Annotated in this window: 18 protein-coding genes; 10 read left to right on the top strand and 8 right to left on the bottom strand. The window is 69.2% G+C overall.

Going from position 1 to position 17,203, the window contains the following annotated elements; genetic code table 11:
* The first annotated feature begins 184 nt into the window (after window positions 1-184).
* Window positions 185-889 carry a DUF3105 domain-containing protein gene (locus tag AA0Y20_RS07330; RefSeq protein ID WP_412938409.1) on the top strand — a complete coding sequence of 235 codons (705 nt, stop codon included), beginning with the start codon at window positions 185-187 and terminating at the stop codon, window positions 887-889.
* Window positions 886-1,581: a DUF305 domain-containing protein gene (locus AA0Y20_RS07325; RefSeq protein WP_412938408.1), complete on the top strand. Its 696-nt coding sequence runs from the start codon at window positions 886-888 to the stop codon at window positions 1,579-1,581. Before AA0Y20_RS07330 ends, AA0Y20_RS07325 begins: the two co-directional genes overlap by 4 nt.
* Before the next feature lie 36 nt (window positions 1,582-1,617).
* Here the strand turns inward: AA0Y20_RS07325 and AA0Y20_RS07320 are convergent, their stop codons facing one another.
* The 3 genes from AA0Y20_RS07320 to AA0Y20_RS07310 all read right to left on the bottom strand — a co-directional run bounded on the left by AA0Y20_RS07320 (window position 1,618) and on the right by AA0Y20_RS07310 (window position 5,371).
* On the bottom strand, window positions 1,618-2,589 hold the full coding sequence (locus tag AA0Y20_RS07320; protein WP_412938406.1) for a carbohydrate ABC transporter permease: 972 nt from the start codon (window positions 2,587-2,589) through the stop codon (window positions 1,618-1,620).
* Window positions 2,589-3,926 (bottom strand): carbohydrate ABC transporter permease, encoded by a 1,338-nt coding sequence (locus tag AA0Y20_RS07315; protein ID WP_412938405.1) that lies wholly within the window; start codon window positions 3,924-3,926, stop codon window positions 2,589-2,591. Before AA0Y20_RS07315 ends, AA0Y20_RS07320 begins: the two co-directional genes overlap by 1 nt.
* A 110-nt stretch (window positions 3,927-4,036) precedes the next feature.
* Window positions 4,037-5,371: an ABC transporter substrate-binding protein gene (locus AA0Y20_RS07310; protein WP_412938403.1), complete on the bottom strand. Its 1,335-nt coding sequence runs from the start codon at window positions 5,369-5,371 to the stop codon at window positions 4,037-4,039.
* Between the two features lie 269 nt (window positions 5,372-5,640).
* On the opposite strand from AA0Y20_RS07310, the gene AA0Y20_RS07305 reads away from it, so the two are divergent.
* Window positions 5,641-6,690 (top strand): LacI family DNA-binding transcriptional regulator, encoded by a 1,050-nt coding sequence (locus AA0Y20_RS07305; protein WP_412938401.1) that lies wholly within the window; start codon window positions 5,641-5,643, stop codon window positions 6,688-6,690.
* A 74-nt stretch (window positions 6,691-6,764) separates the two neighbouring features.
* Here the strand turns inward: AA0Y20_RS07305 and rplL are convergent, their stop codons facing one another.
* Window positions 6,765-7,148 (bottom strand): 50S ribosomal protein L7/L12, encoded by a 384-nt coding sequence (gene rplL, locus AA0Y20_RS07300; protein WP_023952029.1) that lies wholly within the window; start codon window positions 7,146-7,148, stop codon window positions 6,765-6,767.
* 48 nt (window positions 7,149-7,196) lie between these two features.
* On the bottom strand, window positions 7,197-7,685 hold the full coding sequence (rplJ, locus tag AA0Y20_RS07295) for a 50S ribosomal protein L10 (protein WP_412938400.1): 489 nt from the start codon (window positions 7,683-7,685) through the stop codon (window positions 7,197-7,199).
* A gap of 439 nt (window positions 7,686-8,124) precedes the next feature.
* Between rplJ and AA0Y20_RS07290 the strand changes: the two genes are divergently transcribed.
* Both AA0Y20_RS07290 and AA0Y20_RS07285 read left to right on the top strand, forming a co-directional pair.
* Complete coding sequence (locus AA0Y20_RS07290; RefSeq protein ID WP_412938399.1) at window positions 8,125-9,099, top strand: hypothetical protein; 975 nt, start codon at window positions 8,125-8,127, stop codon at window positions 9,097-9,099.
* 157 nt (window positions 9,100-9,256) lie between these two features.
* On the top strand, window positions 9,257-9,916 hold the full coding sequence (locus AA0Y20_RS07285; RefSeq protein ID WP_412938397.1) for a YqaJ viral recombinase family protein: 660 nt from the start codon (window positions 9,257-9,259) through the stop codon (window positions 9,914-9,916).
* A 46-nt stretch (window positions 9,917-9,962) separates the two neighbouring features.
* On the opposite strand, the gene AA0Y20_RS07280 is transcribed toward AA0Y20_RS07285, so the two are convergent.
* Complete coding sequence (locus AA0Y20_RS07280) at window positions 9,963-10,475, bottom strand: 2'-5' RNA ligase family protein (protein WP_412938396.1); 513 nt, start codon at window positions 10,473-10,475, stop codon at window positions 9,963-9,965.
* Window positions 10,476-10,667: 192 nt separating this feature from the next.
* On the opposite strand from AA0Y20_RS07280, the gene AA0Y20_RS07275 reads away from it, so the two are divergent.
* From AA0Y20_RS07275 to AA0Y20_RS07265, 3 genes are all read left to right on the top strand, one after another.
* Window positions 10,668-12,374 carry an MDR family MFS transporter gene (locus tag AA0Y20_RS07275; protein ID WP_412938394.1) on the top strand — a complete coding sequence of 569 codons (1,707 nt, stop codon included), beginning with the start codon at window positions 10,668-10,670 and terminating at the stop codon, window positions 12,372-12,374.
* Window positions 12,375-12,384: 10 nt separating this feature from the next.
* The gene (locus AA0Y20_RS07270) at window positions 12,385-12,903 is read left to right on the top strand and encodes a MarR family winged helix-turn-helix transcriptional regulator (RefSeq protein ID WP_412938392.1); all 519 of its coding nucleotides are present in this window, start codon (window positions 12,385-12,387) and stop codon (window positions 12,901-12,903) included.
* A gap of 164 nt (window positions 12,904-13,067) precedes the next feature.
* Window positions 13,068-14,096, top strand: coding sequence for an NADP-dependent oxidoreductase (locus tag AA0Y20_RS07265; RefSeq protein ID WP_412938391.1), 1,029 nt, complete (start codon window positions 13,068-13,070; stop codon window positions 14,094-14,096).
* Window positions 14,097-14,200: 104 nt separating this feature from the next.
* Here the strand turns inward: AA0Y20_RS07265 and AA0Y20_RS07260 are convergent, their stop codons facing one another.
* Window positions 14,201-15,118, bottom strand: a complete 918-nt coding sequence (locus AA0Y20_RS07260) for a LysR family transcriptional regulator ArgP (RefSeq protein WP_412938390.1) — start codon at window positions 15,116-15,118, stop codon at window positions 14,201-14,203.
* 71 nt (window positions 15,119-15,189) lie between these two features.
* On the opposite strand from AA0Y20_RS07260, the gene AA0Y20_RS07255 reads away from it, so the two are divergent.
* Window positions 15,190-15,807, top strand: coding sequence for a LysE/ArgO family amino acid transporter (locus AA0Y20_RS07255; protein WP_412938389.1), 618 nt, complete (start codon window positions 15,190-15,192; stop codon window positions 15,805-15,807).
* Between the two features lie 14 nt (window positions 15,808-15,821).
* Window positions 15,822-16,097: an acylphosphatase gene (locus AA0Y20_RS07250; RefSeq protein WP_412938388.1), complete on the top strand. Its 276-nt coding sequence runs from the start codon at window positions 15,822-15,824 to the stop codon at window positions 16,095-16,097.
* 34 nt (window positions 16,098-16,131) lie between these two features.
* Here AA0Y20_RS07250 and AA0Y20_RS07245 read toward each other — a convergent pair whose 3' ends face one another.
* A complete protein-coding gene (locus AA0Y20_RS07245) occupies window positions 16,132-17,175 on the bottom strand; it encodes an NAD(P)H-dependent flavin oxidoreductase (RefSeq protein WP_412938386.1) in 1,044 nt (347 codons plus the stop codon).
* Window positions 17,176-17,203 lie beyond the last annotated feature (28 nt).

Below are 17,203 nucleotides of genomic sequence, written 5' to 3'. Positions count from 1 at the left end.
TGAGGAGGAGTTTCGGGCACGTCTTCTTCGTTTCGTGGCAGCAGCGTTTTCGAGCGACCTTTTATCGTAACCCGGCGCGGGTTCACGACGTTCGCGCCTCTCAGCCGATTCACCATTCACGCGCATAGGCTGACCTCGCGCCGCACGCGCACCCATCCCTTGCCCCCGAACCGAGGTCACAGCAATGACTCCGTCCGCCGACAAGCGAACGAGCGGCAATCCCGCCGCCCAGGCCCAGATCAACCTCACCGTCAAGCAGCAGCGCGAACAGCAGAAGCAGGCGAAGCTCGCCGAGTACCAGAAGCAGCTGTCGAAGCGACGTCGCAGCAAGCTCACCTGGTGGGTCGTCGGCTCGACGGCCGCGGTCGCCGTGGTGGGCCTCATCGCCGCCTCGGTGGTCCTCGCACCCCGGCCCGTCACATACCAGGCAGGCAACAGCACGGGTCGCGACATCCCCGGCGTCGAGACGTTCCAGAACATCACGACGCACGTCGAGGGCTCCGTCGAGTACCCGCAGACCCCGCCCGCCGGCGGGGAGCACAACCCGTACTGGCTCAACTGCGGCGTGTACACCGAGCCGCAGGCGAACGAGAACGCCGTCCACTCGATGGAGCACGGCGCCGTGTGGCTCACGTACGACCCGGCCCAGGTGTCGGACGAGGACATCGAGACCCTGAAGGGCTACATGCCGAGCACGTACGCGCTGCTGACGCCGTACCCCGACATGGACACGCCCATCGCCGTGAGCGCCTGGAACGCTCAGCTCAAGGTCGACTCGGCCGATGACGAGCGCATCCGCGACTTCTTCACCGAGTACTGGCGCAGTCAGAACGTCCCCGAGCCGAACGCGATCTGCTCGGGCGCGATCGACGGCCCCGGCAAGGCGTGACCGACGACGTCGCGGCGGAGACGGCGGCGCAGGCCGCCGTCCCGCCGTCGTCCGGTCTGCGCTGGTGGGCGGTGCTCCTCGTCGTCCTCGCGGTCGCCGGCACGGCGTTCGCGGTCGGACGGTTCTCCGCCTTCGGCACCTCGCCCTCGGTCCCCGGCGGCTTCTCCCCCGAGGCAGGCTTCGCCCGCGACATGCAGGTGCATCACACGCAGGCGATCGAGATGGCGATGACGATCTATCGCAAGACCGAGGACGAGGGCATCCGCACGCTCGCGTTCGACATCGCCACCGCTCAGGCCGGCCAGCGCGGCGAGTTCTACGACTGGCTCGTCCAGTGGGGGCTGCCGCAGGCCTCGACCGCTCCCCTCATGCAGTGGATGGCCGGACAGTCCGACCACGGCCACGGCACGCCGGGGCAGCAGCAGAGCGACGAAGAGCTGCGCGCCGAGATGGGCATGGCCACTCCCGCGCAGCTCGCCCAGCTCGACGCCGAGACCGGCGTCGCCGCCGACTGCACGTTCCTCGATCTGATGATCCGGCACCACCAGGGCGCCATCCCGATGGCGCAGGCACTCGTCGACCTCGGCAGCGACCCTCGGGCCGTCCAGGTCGCCGGCGGCGTCATCGAGACGCAGAGCGCCGAGATCGACCTGATGCGCTCGATCCAGCAAAGACTGGGGTGCGGAGGCTGACAGCCCCCGCACCCCAGCGGCATCCGATCCTGTCGATCAGCCCTTCGTCGCACCTGCCAGCAGGCCGCGCACGAAGAAGCGCTGCAGAGCGAAGAACACAATCAGCGGCACGATGATCGAGATGAAGGTTCCCGCCGACTGCAGGAACCAGCGGTTGCCCCACGTGCCCGACAGCGAGTTCAGCGCCTGAGTGATCGGCAACGCGCCGGGCGAGGCGAAGATCGTCGCGACGAGCAGGTCGTTCCATACCCACAGGAACTGGAAGATCGCGAACGACGCGATCGCGGGAGCGGCCAGCGGCACGATGATGCGGAAGAAGACCTGACCGTGTCCGGCTCCGTCGACCCGCGCCGCCTCGATGATCTCGCCCGGGATCTCGGCGATGAAGTTGTGCAGCATGAACGTCGCCAGCGGCAGGGCGAAGATCGCGTGGGCGATCCAGACGCGGGCGAAGCTGTACTGCACCTCGTTGAGGCCGAATCCGGGGAAGATCGGCACGTCGTTGATCGTCAGCCCTTCCGAGAAGAGGCTGAGCAGCGGAACGAGTGCCATCTGCAACGGAACGATCTGCAGCGCGAAGACGAACACGAAGAGCGCGCTGCGCCCCTTGAAGTCGATCCAGGCGAAGGCGTAGGCGGCAAGGGCGGCCATCACGATCGGGAACACCGTCGCGGGGATGGTGATCGCGAGCGAGTTGATGAACGCCGACGCGAGCGTCGTGGACGTTCCCCCCGCGGTCAACGCCTCGGCGTAGTTGTCGAGGGTGAACTCGGGATTGGCGAAGACGGTCCACCACCCCGTCGACTGGGTGTCGGCACCGGGTCGGAACGACGTCACGAACAGGCCGAACGTCGGGATCGTCCAGAAGATGGCGATGATGACGGCCGCGATCGTCGCGCCCTTCGACGTCAGCTTCTTGTGGGCGATCGCCTCGTTGCGGCGGGTGTCGCGCGCCACCTGGCGCTTGGTGCGGGTGTCGACGGGCGCGGCCGGGGCTGCAACAGTCATCAGCGGATCTCCCTCTGCTTGGCCATCGATCGGGCGTTGTAGATGATCAGCGGCAGGACGAACAGGAACAGCACGACGGCGAGCGCGGACGAGTGCCCGTAGCTCTGGAACCGCTGCTGCTGGTTGACCATCTCGAAGCCGAGCACGGTCGTCTCATCGCGGCCGCCGGTCATGACCGCCACGATGTCGTACACCTTCAGCGACGCGATCGTGATGGTCGTGAGCACGACGATCAGCGACGAGCGGATGCCGGGCACGGTGACGTTGCGGAACCGCTGCCAGGCGTTGGTCCCGTCCAGCTGCGCCGCCTCGAGCTGCTCGGTCGGCACCGCCTTGATCGCGGCCGAGAGGATCACCATGGCGAAGCCCGTCTGCGTCCAGATGAAGACCACCAGGAGCATGAGGGTGTTGATGACCGGCTTGATGGCGAGCCACTGGATCGGATCGCCGCCGAATGCCGTGACGATCGCGTTGAGCAGACCGACCTGCTCCCCCTGTCGGGCGTCGTACATGAACTTCCAGATGATGCCGGCGCCGACGAACGAGATCGCGACCGGCATGAAGACCAGGACCTTGAGGATCTTCTCGCCGCGGGCGCGGTCGATGAAGACCGCGTACGCGAGTCCGATGCCGACCGAGATCGTGGGGGCCAGGAGCGCCCAGAGGATCGTGTTGACGACCGAGGCCGTTCCCGTCGGGTTGGTGAACACCCAGAAGTAGTTCTCGAGCCCCACGAACTGCTCGCCCGATTTGTCGTAGAACGACTTGAAGATCGTGGCGATCGCCGGGTAGATGAGTCCGAGCGCCAGCATGATGCTGGCCGGGGCCATGAAGAGGATGAGCTGGAACAGGTAGCCCGCGCCTTGACGCGACCGGAAGTCCGCGAAGAAGAGCAGCGCACCGACGAGCAGCGCGATCGCGACGACGTAGAGGACGGCGTTGGCGTAGGGCCGCAGCAGCAGGAAGGCGAGCGCCGGGATGACCAGGCACGCGACGAGCCGCATGATGAAGTAGCCGCGTCCCGGCCGCGGCGCGTACTCGATGAGCACCAGGATGATGCCCACGACGAGCCCGAACACGGCCAGGATGACGGGGATCTGGATGAGCGGGTTCATCGCGCCCAACCAGAGGAAGAAGCTGTTGAGCGAGAACCCGATCGTGATGCGCGACGATTCCTCGCTCGATCCGGTGAAGATCAGCAGCAGGAGGATGGCGACGATCAGGGCGAATCCGACGGCGACGACGATCCGGGTGATCGACCTCCCCTTCGGATCGGTGGCGTGGGTGGTGGTGGGAGGTTCGGTGTCGACGGGTCTGTCGACGGTCGTCTGCGACATGTGGATCCCCTTCTGAGTACAGCGGCGTACCCGGGCGGTACGGACGGGAGGAGCGGGGCCGGGCTTGTGCAGCCCGACCCCGCTCGGCTCAACCGATCGTCAGGCGACGATCAGTTCTCGTAACCGGCCTGGATGTCGGACAGGACGGTTTCGGTGTCCTTGCCGTCGATCCAGTCGACCATGCCCTTCCAGAACGAGCCCGAGCCCACCGTGGACGGCATCAGGTCGGATGCGTCGAAGCGGAAGACCGTGGTCTCGTCCTGCAGCGTCGTCATGGCCTCCTGGAGGAACTCGCTCGAGGCGAGCGAGGGGTCGGCGTTCTTGTTCGCCGAGATCACGCCGCCGAGCTTGACGCGCGCGTCTGCGAACTCGGGCGAAGCCATGAACTCGAGAACCTTCTGCGTCGACTCGTCGTCCGAGAACGCAGCGACGAACTCGCCGCCACCCTCGACCTGGAGCTCGCCCTCGGTGTAACCGGGGGTCAGGAACGCGTAGACGTCACCGTCGGGAGCGACCTCGGGGGTCGCGCCGTCGGCGGTCTGAACGTCGAGGAAGTTCGCCGACAGGAACGAGGCCTGATGCGTGAGGGCGCAGTCGCCGCTCGCGACGGCCGCGGCCACGTCGCCGAACGCGGTCGAGTTGATGCTCTTGACGTCGCCGTAGCCCGCGTTGACGTACTCGGGGTTGAGCAGGATCTCGCCCACCGCGTCGAACGCCGACTTGATCTGCGGGTCGGTGAACTTCACGTCGCCGGCCACCCACTGGTCGTAGACGTCGGGGCCGGCCTGGCGCAAGACGAGGTCCTCCACCCAGTCGGTGCCCGGCCAGCCGGAGGCAGCGTCGGAGGCGAAACCGGCGCACCACGCGGGACCGCCGGTCGTCTGCACGATCTTGTCGGTGAGCGCGATCATCTCGTCCCACGTCTTGGGGACTTCGACGCCCCACTCGGCGAACTGCTTCGGCGAGTACCAGACGTAGCCCTTCAGGTTCGCGAGCATGGGTGCCGCGTAGAAGGTGTCGTCGAACGTGCCGTACTGCTTCCAGTCGGGCGACCAGTTCTCGTCGACCGCGCTCTCGACCGCCTCGGTCGCGGGCAGCACCTTGCCGGTCTCGACGAGCGTCTTCAGCAGACCGGGCTGCGGCACGATCGCGATGTCGGGGGCGTCGCCACCGGTCACCTTGGTGACGATGTTGCCCTCGAACGACTTGTCGCCGGTGTACTCCACCGTGATACCGGTGTCCTCGGTGAACTGCGCGAACGACTCGTTGAGCGCGTCCGCCTCACCACCGGTGATGCCGCCCGAGATGCGGACGGTCGTCTTCGCGTCGCCGCTGCTGTCGCCGCCGCCTTCGCCGCCACCTTCGGCGCACCCAGCCAGCACCAGTGCTGCCGCGCCCATGAGGGCGACGGGGGCAAGAAGACGGTATCGCTGTGACAATGCCATGTACTTCTCCTCTATCGGGATCATCGTTCACCCAGAGGAGCCTTGTCCGCATCCATTGGGGAACCGATTCCAGGACAACCTACTGTCCTGCCGGGTCCGACACAACCAGCGGGATATCACGGAATGACAACCATCCGGTGTGGTATGGCGTCTACTTGTGGGAGCGCTCACACAGATTGCACCTGGAACCGGTTCCCGCTCGGGCGCGAAGCCGCTACGCTCTGGTGGGAGTCCCCCGGCAGGTCTCCCCGAACGGACGAGGAGGTCCCATGAGCACCATCGCCGACGTCGCCACCCGAGCAGGGGTGTCGAAGGCGACGGCGAGCCGAGCCCTCTCCGGCCGTGGTTACGTGTCCGAGGAGACGCGCCGACGAGTGACCGTCGCCGCGCAGGAGCTGTCGTACGTCGCCCATTCCTCCGCCATGAGCCTGGCGACCGGTCGCACTCAGACCGTCGGCGTCGTCATGCCGCACGTGAGCCGATGGTTCTTCGGCGAGGTCCTGGAAGGGATCCAGGCGGCACTCCTCGAGCACGGCCTCGACCTCACCCTGTACGACGCCCGCCCGGGGACGGACACCCGGCGGCGCGTGTTCGAGGACTTCCTGGCGCGCCGGCGCTTCGACGGGGTCATCGCCGTGGGCCTCGAACCCGCCGAGAGTGAGCTCGATGCGCTCCTGGCACTCGGCAAGCCGGTGGTCAGCGTCATCGGCACCGAGGGCGACACGAGCCTCGTCACCCTCGACGACGCCCATGCCACCGCCCTCGCGACCGCGCACCTCATCGAGCTCGGGCATCGCCGGATCGCCTTCCTCGGCGGCACCGACGCGACGCGCTGGCCTCACGTCGAGTCCGAACGCTACGCCGGCTACGAGTCGGAGATGCGCCGCGCCGGCCTCGCGGCGGAGATCTGCCGCACCCCCGCGGAGCTGTCGATGCCCGCTGGGTACGCCGCCGCCGTCGACCTCCTGAGCGACCCCGCGGACCGACCGACCGGCATCGTGGCCGCGTGCGACGACGTCGCCATCGGAGCGATCATCGCCGCGCGCCGCCTCGGCATCCTCGTCCCCTCGGCTTTGAGCGTCGTCGGCATCGACGACCATGTGAACGCCGAGATGTTCGCGCTGACGACGCTGCGGCAGGTACCGCACGAGCAGGGTCGTGCCGCCGTCGAACTGCTCCTGCGCCACATCGAAGACCCTGAGGCCGACACCGTGACGATGCGCATCAAGCCGCGGATGGTGGTGCGCGGGACGACGGCCGGGGCGCCCGGCCGCAGCTCCGTCGCCGTCCAGGACTCGACCCTCTCGCGTCGCGACTGAACCCCGCGCAAACGACGACGGCCCCGGATGCAGCATCCGGGGCCGTCGTGCTGCTCTCGAGTGAGAGCGGGGAATTACTTGAGGGTGACCGTCGCGCCGGCCTCTTCGAGAGCGGCCTTCGCCTTCTCGGCGGTCTCCTTGTTCGCGCCCTCGAGGACGGCCTTGGGAGCACCGTCGACGACAGCCTTGGCCTCGCCGAGGCCCAGCGAGGTGAGCTCGCGGACCGTCTTGATGACCTGGATCTTCTTGTCGCCGGCAGCCTCGAGGATGACGTCGAACGAGTCCTTCTCCTCCTCGGCCTCAGCGGCACCAGCGCCACCAGCGGCGCCGGCAACGGCGACGGGGGCAGCAGCGGTGACGTCGAACTTCTCCTCGAACGCCTTCACGAACTCGCTGAGCTCGACGAGGGTCAGGCCGGCGAACTGCTCGAGCAGCTCCTCGGTGGAAAGCTTCGCCATGATGTATCTCCTAGATAGATGGGGTTGGTGTAAGAGCTCGCCTGTCGCTCACGCGGCGTCGGCGGTCTCCAGCTTTTCGCGAAGCGCGTCGATGGTGGCGGCAGCCTTGCCCATCGTCGCCTTCATCATGCCCGCGGCCTTGGCCAGCAGAACCTCGCGGCTCTCGAGCGAGGCGTACTTGTTGACCTCGTCGGCGGAGAGGGCGTTGCCCTCGAAGATGCCGCCCTTGATGACGAGGAGCGGGTTCGCCTTGGCGAAGTCACGCAGAGCCTTGGCGGTGGCGACGAAGTCGCCGTGCACGAACGCCACGGCCGAGGGACCCTTGAGGTCCTCGTCGAGCGCCGTGATCCCCGCGTTGTTCGCGGCGATCTTGGTCAGCGTGTTCTTCACCACGGCGTAGTTCGCGTCCTGACGGATGGTGTTGCGCAGCTGCTTGAGCTGGGCCACCGTCAGACCGCGGTACTCGGTCAGCAGAACGGCAGTCGAGTCCTCGAATGACTTCGTGAGCTCGGCGACCGATGCGTCCTTCTGCACCATGGTCACTCCTTGATGTGTGCCTGACGCTTCGCGGTGGCGGAGCGTCGGCCTCGACCAGCCCCGGACATGACAAAAGCTCCGGCGCAGAGGCACGGAGCTCGGTTCCCGAAGGAGAAGTTCAGTGTCACCTGCGCGGGCCCCTGCTGTGCAGAGCTTCGATCTCGAGTGCGCTCACGCGCACACCGATGACCAGCGGTCTTTGGCTTACCCCCACCATACCCCCACACCCCCCATCCCCCAAATCCCCCCGCTCGTCGCCGAGTGCACGGCATCCCGCCCAGTGCACGGCAACGCGGCGCAGAGTTGCCGTGGACTCGGCGGGTGCCCGTTCGCTCGGCGCCGGCCACGAGTTCTGCACACATGGGGGGGTGGTTTGGGGGATCCACACATGGGTGAAGTGGTGGGGGTGGGCGGGAGGTGAAGGGTGAGCATGGGCGGGATGCGCAGACGACGAGAACCGGATGAGGTGCGGGCATTGCTCCGCCGCCGACGCGACCTGCTCGAGGCGGGTGAGAGCGAACGCTCGATCGACCGCTCGGTGCGGGACGACATCCGGGTGCACGTGCGGCGCGGCTGGTACGTCGACCGGGCCGCGTTCGACGAGCTCTATGCCGAGGATGCGCATCTGCTCCATGTGATGGCTGTCGCCCACGAGGTGCGCGGCCACGCGGTCGTCTCGCACGAGTCCGCCGGGGTGCTGCACGGTCTCGACCTCTATCGCGTCCGGCCGACCCGCGTCCACCTGACGACGGCTCCGGGCGCCCGGGTCTCCAGCGGCCCCGACGCGTTCCGGCACTGCACTCCTCTCGATGCACACGACGTCGTCGAGGTGAACGGCATCCGCTGCACCTCGCTCGCGCGCACGGTGTTCGACGTCGCGCGCACGATGACTCCCGAGGCGGCGCTCGTCATGGCCGACCGCGCGGAAGGGATCTGGTGCGACCGCACGGGCCGCTCGCCCGACGAGTGGCGGACCGCGATGGCCACCCGGATCGCCGCGGCGGGGGCGGCGCGCGGGATCAGGCGGGCCCGCTGGGTGACGGGGTTCGCCGACGGCCGGGCCGAGTCGACCCTCGAGAGCGTCAGCCGGTTCCGATTGCACCAGATCGGTTTCCGTTCGGTCCGGCTGCAGGTGCCGATCGCCGGCCCGCGCGGCGCGGGCTGGTACCGCGTCGACTTCGGCCTCGACGACGCCGACGCCTGGGGCGAGTGCGACGGCGTCGGCAAGTACCTCGACCCGGGCCTCCGCTCCCCGCGCTCCGCCGAGGACGCCGTCCTCGCCGAGAAGCGCCGCGAGGACTGGATCCGGGGCACGACCGGACGTCGCCTCGTGCGCTGGGAATCCCGTCACGTCACCTCCCCCGCAACCTTCTCCGCCCACCTCAGGGCATTCAACATCCGCCCTCCCCGCTGAGCGCACGGCTTACCGCCGAGTGAACGAGACATCCACGCACCGATGCCGTGCGGTCGATGGGATGCCGTGCACTCGACGCCGGGCCGGGGTGGGTGGGGTGGGGGCACGCCGAGGGGTGAGGGTGGGTGTGGGGGTGAGCGGGGTTAGGGTCGAAGGCGTGTCTCCCGAACTCGCTGCTCGCATCGTCGCGGACTCGCGCGACCGCGTGGCGTGGATCCGGGCTCGCTCACGGGGCATCACGGCGACGGATGTCGCGACGCTGACGAGCCCGAAGGCGATCGCGCGCGCCGCCGACTCGAAGCTCATGGGCTCCGGCTTCTCCGGCAACGCCTACACCGACCACGGCCGCCGCCGCGAGCCGGAGATCGCCGCGTGGGTCGCCGCGACGCACGGCATCCAGCCCTCTTCGGCGCTTTTCCACGCCGTGGTCGAGAAGCGCCACCTCGCGACACCCGACGGCGTGATGGTGGATGCCGACGGCCGCGTGACCCTCGCCGAGATCAAGACCACGAACAAGAGCTGGCGCTCGATCCCGCGCACGTACCTGCGTCAGGTGTGGTGGCAGCAGCATGTCCTCGGCGCCGAGCGCACGCTCGTGGTGTGGGAGCAGCACGACGGCTTCGTCCCCATCGACGACGAGCCGCGCTGCGCCTGGGTCGACCGCGACGAGCGCGAGATCCGGCTGCTCGTGAACCTCGCGACGGAGCTCATCGACGAGCTGTACCGTCGTACGATGCAGCGGCGCGCAGCCGAGGCGCCCCGCGTCCCCGCGACGCGCCCGCGTGAGCCCTTCCGGGCCCTCGCCCTCAGCGACTGACGGTCGCACCTGACCTACCGGGTGAGCCCGGCGCCGCCCGAGACGATCACCGCAGCGGCGTGACGGCCTTCGCCTCGGCATCCCACAGACGCAAGCCGGTCAGCTCTCCCTCGATACCGGCCGCGCCGACGATGTCGAGGGCACGCCCCACCTGTTCCGCCGTCATCCGGCGCGCGAGCGTGATGTGCGGCGTCCAGCGGTCCTTCGCCGTCACGGCGTACCGCACGGGCGGGGGTCCGACGAGGTCGACGATATCGGCGTGCAACCGCAGCAGTGCGGCGCTCATCACGAGCGGGCGGGCCAGGACGAAGCGCTCCCCCGCAGCGAAGACGACGGCTCCGCCGAGCCGGCACTCCACCGGTAACGCGCCGCCGACCCGCGCGAGCTCGCGCACGGCATCCGTCGGCAGGTCGTCGCGGACGGCGAGCGTCACGTGCGGGCGGTTCGACTCCGACGGATGCCGGCCGGCGCTGGGCAGGCCGGCATCGATGAGCCGCTGCCAGTCGGCGCGCACGCCCCTGTCGGTACCGGTATCGGGGAGCGACTCGACGCTGAACATCACCCCATCCTCCCTGCGGTCGCCCGACTCCGGGAATAGTTGACGTAACTCAACGATTGAACATATAGTTGACCAATCTCAACGGTTGACTTTCGTCAACCAGTTACGCCGCCTTCCGGCTATCGAAGTACCCGTCCCACCGACGATTCCGCGCCAGCGCAGCCGCGTCCGTCCGATCTTCCAGGAGGACCTATGTCCGCTTCCGCAACCACTCGATCCGAGGGGCAGAGCATGTCGCGTCGCGGCGTGCTCGAAGCCCTCTCGGGGCTCCTGCTCGGCATGTTCGTCTCGATGCTGGCCTCGACCGTCGTCTCGACGTCGCTGCCCGTCATCATCCACGACCTCGAGGGCACGCAGACCGCCTTCACCTGGGTCGTCACGGCGACGCTTCTGACGACGGCGATCTCGACCCCCATCTGGGGCAAGCTCGCCGACCTCACCAACCGCAAGGTGCTCTACCAGCTCGCGATCGTCATCTTCGTCCTGGCCACCGCAGCGGCCGGGTTCTCGCAGACTCCCGAGATGCTGATCGCCTTCCGCGCCGTGCAGGGCATCGGCGCCGGTGGCCTCGCCGCCCTCAGCCAGGTGCTGATGGCCGACATCATCAGCCCGCGCGAGCGCGGCCGCTACATGGGCCTGTTCGGCGCCGTGATGGCCGTCGCCACGATCGGCGGCCCGCTGCTCGGCGGCGTCATCACCGACGCCTGGGGCTGGCGCTGGAACTTCTTCGTCGCTCTCCCCGTCGCCGTCGCGGCTCTGCTGATCGTTCAGCGGACCCTCCACATCCCGGCGCACCCGCGCAAGGAGACGCGCATCGACTACCTCGGCATCGTGCTGCTGTCGGCCTCCGTCTCGCTTCTGCTGATCTGGGTGACCCTCGCGGGCGACTCGTTCGAGTGGATGAGCGTCGAGACGCTTCTGATGGTCGGCGGCGCCGTGATCGGTGCGATCCTGTTCGTCATCACGGAACTCAAGGTGCGCGAGCCCCTCGTCCCGCTCACGCTGTTCCGCAACCTCACCTTCACCCTCTCGGTGATCGCATCGATCGCGACGGGCATCGCGATGTTCGGCGCCTCGGTCTTCCTCAGCCAGTACATGCAGCTCGCCCGCGGCGCGACGCCCACCGAGGCCGGTGTCATGACGATCCCGATGATCGGCGGTCTGCTGGTCGCCTCCATCGGCGTAGGCGCGCTCATCACGCGCACCGGTAAGTGGAAGCCCTTCCTCATCGTCGGAGCCGTGCTGCTCATCGGCGGGTCGACCATGCTGTCGACGATCCACTACGACACCGACTTCACGCTCGTCTCGCTCTACATGGCGATGCTCGGCGCCGGCGTCGGGATGACGATGCAGAACCTCGTGCTCGTCGTGCAGAACACCACGAGTCCGACCGAGATCGGCGTCGCGAGCTCGGGTGTGACGTTCTTCCGCAGCCTCGGAGGCACGATCGGCGTCTCGGTCATGGGGGCGGCGCTCGCCTCGCAGGTCACGACCCTCGTCGGAGAGCGCCGGGACGACATCCAGGGCGCGCTGATGTCTCTCGGAGACCAGGCGCAGACCTGGGCCACCCAGCTGCAGTCGGGGACGCTCCCCCAGGTGTCGGCGATGCCCGAGGCCCTGCGGGTCGTGTTCGAGGACATCTACGCGACCGGCATCTCGCACTCGTTCCTGATCGCCGTGCCCTTCGCGGTGCTCAGCCTCATCGCGATCGTGTTCCTGCCGAACAAGCCGCTGACGACGATGACCACCACCGAGCGCCTGCAGGCGGGCGAAGCCGACCTGGCCACCGTGTCGGTCCCCGAGGGGATGAACGCGCTCACCGCGACCGGCACCGTCCGCACGGATGCCGCGGACTCCGATGCCCCGGTCGACGCCGGGACGCGCCGGTCGGCTCGATAGGGTGATCGGGATGACCGCACGAGAGTCCGACGAGTCCCGGGGGTGCACCACCCCCGGGGCTCCCGGTCCGTGGGCAGCGGTTTTCGACGATGAGCGCACCGCCGCCGTCCGAGCTCTCGAGCTCGAGTTCGGCGAGCTGTTCACGCACGTCCGGCGTCTGTTCGCCGAGAACGCCGACCGGCTGAGCCCCGGAATGCTCCCCGGTGCGTACAAGGTCTTCACGACGATCGCCCGTCGCGGCGAGATCACGCTCTCCGCCCTCGCCGAGACGCTGCACTCCGACAAGGGCCAGATCAGCCGCACCGTGCGCGAGCTCGAAGAGCTCCAGCTCGTGCAACGCACCCCCGACCCCGCCGACGGTCGCTCCAGCCTGCTGTCGGCCACCCCCGACGGCATCCGGCGACTCGACGCTGTGCGGGCGCCGCGCGAGAACTCCCTGCTGAACGCGCTGGAGGCGTGGCACGTCGACGACATCCGCGAGCTCACCCGTCTGCTCCACGCCCTCTCCGCATCCGAGGCGCCGGACTGATCCGCCCGGATCTCGTGCGTGGCGACACGCGCGTCGCGCCACGCACGCGCGAGCTTCTCCCCTCGGTGACCGCTCCGTAACACGGTCGAGACAATGTCACGATTGACTGAGGTCGACCGAGCATCATCGCCGCCGACGCCGGCGGTGTGAGGAAGGAGCGACGGATGAGATTCCGGCCGCTGCGCACAGCAACCGCCTCCCAGCCGACGACGCCGGCCGAGACGCCGCCCGAGACGATGCGAGCGGTCGTGTTCGATGAACCCGGCGCACCCGAGGTCTTGCGCATCGCCGACGTGCCGGTCCCCTCGCCCGTGCTCGGCGAAGTGCTCGTGCGGGTCGTGGCCGCCGGTGTGAACCCCATCGACACCAAGACGCGAACGGGCCGGGGGGTGGCGGGCGTCATCGACCGCTGGCCGAGCACCCTCGGATTCGACTTCAGCGGAGTAGTCGTCGCGAGCCCCTACGAGACCCATGAGCTGCAACCCGGCACCGAGGTCTTCGGCATGTTGCCGTTCCCCCGGTCCGGTGGCAGCTACGCCGAGTACGTCGTCGTGCCGTCGCTGTCGGTCGCCCGCAAGCCCGCGAGCCTGTCTCACGTCGAGGCCGCGGGAGTCCCCCTCGCCGCGCTCACCGCGTGGGGCCTCGTCGTCGAGACCGCTCATGCGCACGAGGGCCAGCGGATGCTGATCCACGCCGGATCGGGCGGGGTCGGTCATTTCGCCGTGCAGCTCGCGGCCTACTTCGGCGCACAGGTGACGGCCACCGGCTCGGAGCGGAACCTCCCCTGGCTGCGCGAGCTCGGCGCCTCGGTCGCCATCGACTACGCGACGACCCGCTTCGAGGACGTCGTCGGCGAGATGGACGTCGTGATCGACCTCGTGGGCAATGTGGACGACGACACGGGCTCGCGCTCGCTCGGTGTGCTGCGCCCGGGCGGCCTGTACGTCATGGTGCCGACCGGCGGATGGCCGGGGTACGCCGAGGCCGCTGCTGCGGCCGGCGTGCGGGCGACCGGGTACAAGGTCATCCCCGACGGCAGCGTGCTGGCGACCCTCGGCCGACTCCTCGACTCGGGCGCCATCCAGGTGTTCGTCGACAGCGTGCACGACCTCGCCGATGCCGCAGCCGCGCACATCGAGGTCGAGCGGGGCCATTCCCGCGGCAAGGTCGTCCTCACGGTTTCCGAGGGCTGACCCGCTCCGGGGCGAAGCCCGCGAGAACGCACGCTCGCGCCCAGCACGCACCATCTTGGCGACGTGCTCGCGTCGAGCATGCACTCTCGCCGAGCCGGGCAGGTTCAGGCGACGGGTTCGAGCACGCGCCGGGCTTCGGCGACCACCTCGTCGGCGACCGCGTCGAGCAGCGGTGAGGCGAGGTTCCACTGCTGCCAGTAGAGCGGCACCACGATGTCGTCTCCCCCGAGGCGCACCAGCTCACCCCGGTCCACGTGCGCGCGCGACTGCAGCGTCGGCAGCAGCGCCCACCCGAGACCGAGCAGCACGGCGGTCGCGAAGTCCTGCGATGCGGGAACGCGATGCCGAGGGGGCGCGTCGACGTCCACGCGCGCGCCGCGCAGCCATCGGGTCTGCAGCTCGTCGCGGCGGTCGAAGTCGACGACCGGTGCCGACGCGAGCGCGTCACGGTCGGGCCCGAGCGCGTCACGGTCGGGCCCGTGCCCGACATCCGCCCCCGCGAACCAGCGCTCCGCGAAAGCCGGTGCGGCGACGGCCTCGTAGCGCAACGCGCCGAGCGTCGAGACGCGGCATCCCGCCACCGGAACCCGCCGCGAGGTGACCGCGCCCATCACCGTTCCGCTCTCGAGCAGGCCGGCGGTGAAGTCCTGGTCGTCGCGATGCAGGTCGAACACCACATCGTGTGCGGCTGCCGCCCGAGCGAGCGGCGGCAGGAACCAGGTCGCGAGCGAATCGGCGTTCACGGCGAGTGGAACGGTCGTGACGCCCGCGTCGATCCCGTCGAAGGCATCGCGCTCGAGGAGGGCGAGCTGACGGGCGTAGCGCACGAAGCGGTGCGCCGCCTCGGTCGCCCGTGCCGGCTTCGAGCGCACGAGCAGCACCTGACCGGCGATGCGCTCCAGAGCCCGGACTCGCTGGCTCACGGCCGACGGCGTGAGGTGCAGTCGACGCGCGGCAGCGTCCAGGCTCCCCTCGTCGAGGATCACGGCGAGGGTCTCGACCAGGTCGACGGGAACGCGCACCTTCAGCTGCGCTTCACCAAGTGAAGTCTCATGAACTGGACTGTAGTCGAGGCCGGCTCTAGCGTCGACTCGTGCTCTCCGCCTCCCTCTCCGGCCTCGGCCTCGGCCTGTCGCTCATCGTCGCGATCGGCGCACAGAACCTGTTCGTGCTGCGCCAGGGCATCCGTCGCGAACACGTCCTGCTCGTCGCGACGATCTGCGCGGTCTCCGACGCCGTGCTCATCGTCGCCGGCATGACCGGGCTCGGTCTCGTGTTGCAGACCCTGCCGTGGCTGGTGCCGGCCGTTCGGTGGGCCGGAGCCGCGTTCCTCCTCGTCTACGGTCTTCTGGCCGCGCGCCGCGCCTGGCGGCCGAGCGGAGAGGCGCTCGACGCACGAACCGCTCCCGAACGCCCGGCACCCGCTCGCCGTGCAGCCATCGTGCTCACGTGTCTCGCGCTCACCTGGCTCAACCCTCACGTCTACCTCGACACCGTCTTCCTCCTCGGCAGCATCGCCGCGACGCACGGCGATGACCGCGGGTGGTTCGCCGTCGGAGCGGTGACCGCGAGCGTGGTGTGGTTCTTCACGCTCGCCTTCGGCGCGCGGCTGCTCGGGCGAGTGCTCGCGACCCCGCGGGCGTGGCGGGTGCTCGACGGATTCGTCGCGCTCGTCATGATCCTCCTCGCCGTCAGCCTCGTCTGGCCGTGAGGCAGGATGAGGGGATGCGAAGCGTTCACGTGATCGTCGAGGGCCGCGTCCAGGGCGTCGGGTACCGCTACAGCCTGCTGCTCGAAGCCGACCGCCGCGGAGTCGTGGGCTGGGTCCGCAATCGCGCCAACGGCTCCGTCGAGGCCGTTCTGGAGGGCACCGATGACGCTGTGGACGCGGTCCTCGCGTGGATGGCGCAGGGGCCGCCCGGTGCGCGGGTTGATGTCGCGCGCGTCGCCGACACGCCGCGGAGCGGATCGACCGCCTTCGAGGTCCGTGACACCCGCTGACCTCTCCGCGTCGCCCTGAACCCCCGCCCTCGCCTCAGGATTCCGGCAGCCCCGCCGCGAGCTCGCGCAGCACATCCTCCGCGTCGTCTCGCCGAGCGAGGCCTGCGGCCTGACCCGCCCACAGGGACGAGAGGTCGGGGTCACCGCCGGCGGCGGCACGGAAGACGCCCGTGAGCCAGTTCTGCGCCGGGAAGGGCGCGATGACCCCGGTGGACTCGATGTGGCGCACGGCCCGGTTCGGGATGCCGCGAGCGAGGCGCCCGCTCATCGCGCGCGTGAGCACCGTTGAGGTGTCGTTCGCGCCGGCGATGGCGGCGCGATGACCCTCGGATGCCGCGGACTGCCGCGTCCTCAGGAACGCCGTCCCCACCTGCACGCCCGATGCTCCCAGGGAGAGAGCCGCTGCGACGCCCCGGCGATCGGCGACGCCACCCGCCGCGACCACCGGCACGGACACGGCATCCACGACCTGCGGCACGAGGGCGAAGGTGCCCACGAGGGAGTCCTCCGGAGCCGCCAGGAACGACACCCGGTGCCCCGCTGCTTCCGCGCCGCTCGCGACGATGACGTCGACGCCCCCGGCTTCCAGCGCCCGCGCCTCGGCGACCGTCGTCGCCGTCCCCATCACGCGGATACCGTGGCGATGCGCCTCCTCGACGACCGACGGCGCCGGCACCCCGAAGACCACGCTGAGCACGGCTGGTCGTGCCTCCCAGACCGCCGCGAGCTGTTCATCGAGCGACGGCAGAAACCGCTCGGGCAGTTCGGGCACGGCGGCCGAGGCTGCGGCGAAGAGCGGGCGAAGAGCATCGCGCGCCGGTGCGGCATCCACGGCGTCGGGGGTCACCTCGTCACCGAGCGGCAACCAGAGGTTGAGGGCGAAGGGACGGGAGGTGCGCTCTCGAATCGACGCGACCGTCTCACGGATGCGCGTCGGTTCGTAGCCGTACAGCCCGAACGAGCCGAGCCCGCCGCCCTCGCTCACTGCGGCGGTCAGCGCCGCTGACGACAGACCTCCGAACGGCCCCAGCACGATGGGGACTTCGATTCCGAGGAGGTCGGAGAGGGGATGCCGCATAAGCCGACGCTAGCGCGAACCGGTGACG

Origin of the sequence: Microbacterium pratiae, from assembly GCF_047302165.1 — a bacterium.
GTDB lineage: Bacteria > Actinomycetota > Actinomycetes > Actinomycetales > Microbacteriaceae > Microbacterium.
The sequence above is the reverse complement of the archived record's forward strand: the minus strand, read 5'-3'. Positions and strand labels throughout refer to the sequence as shown.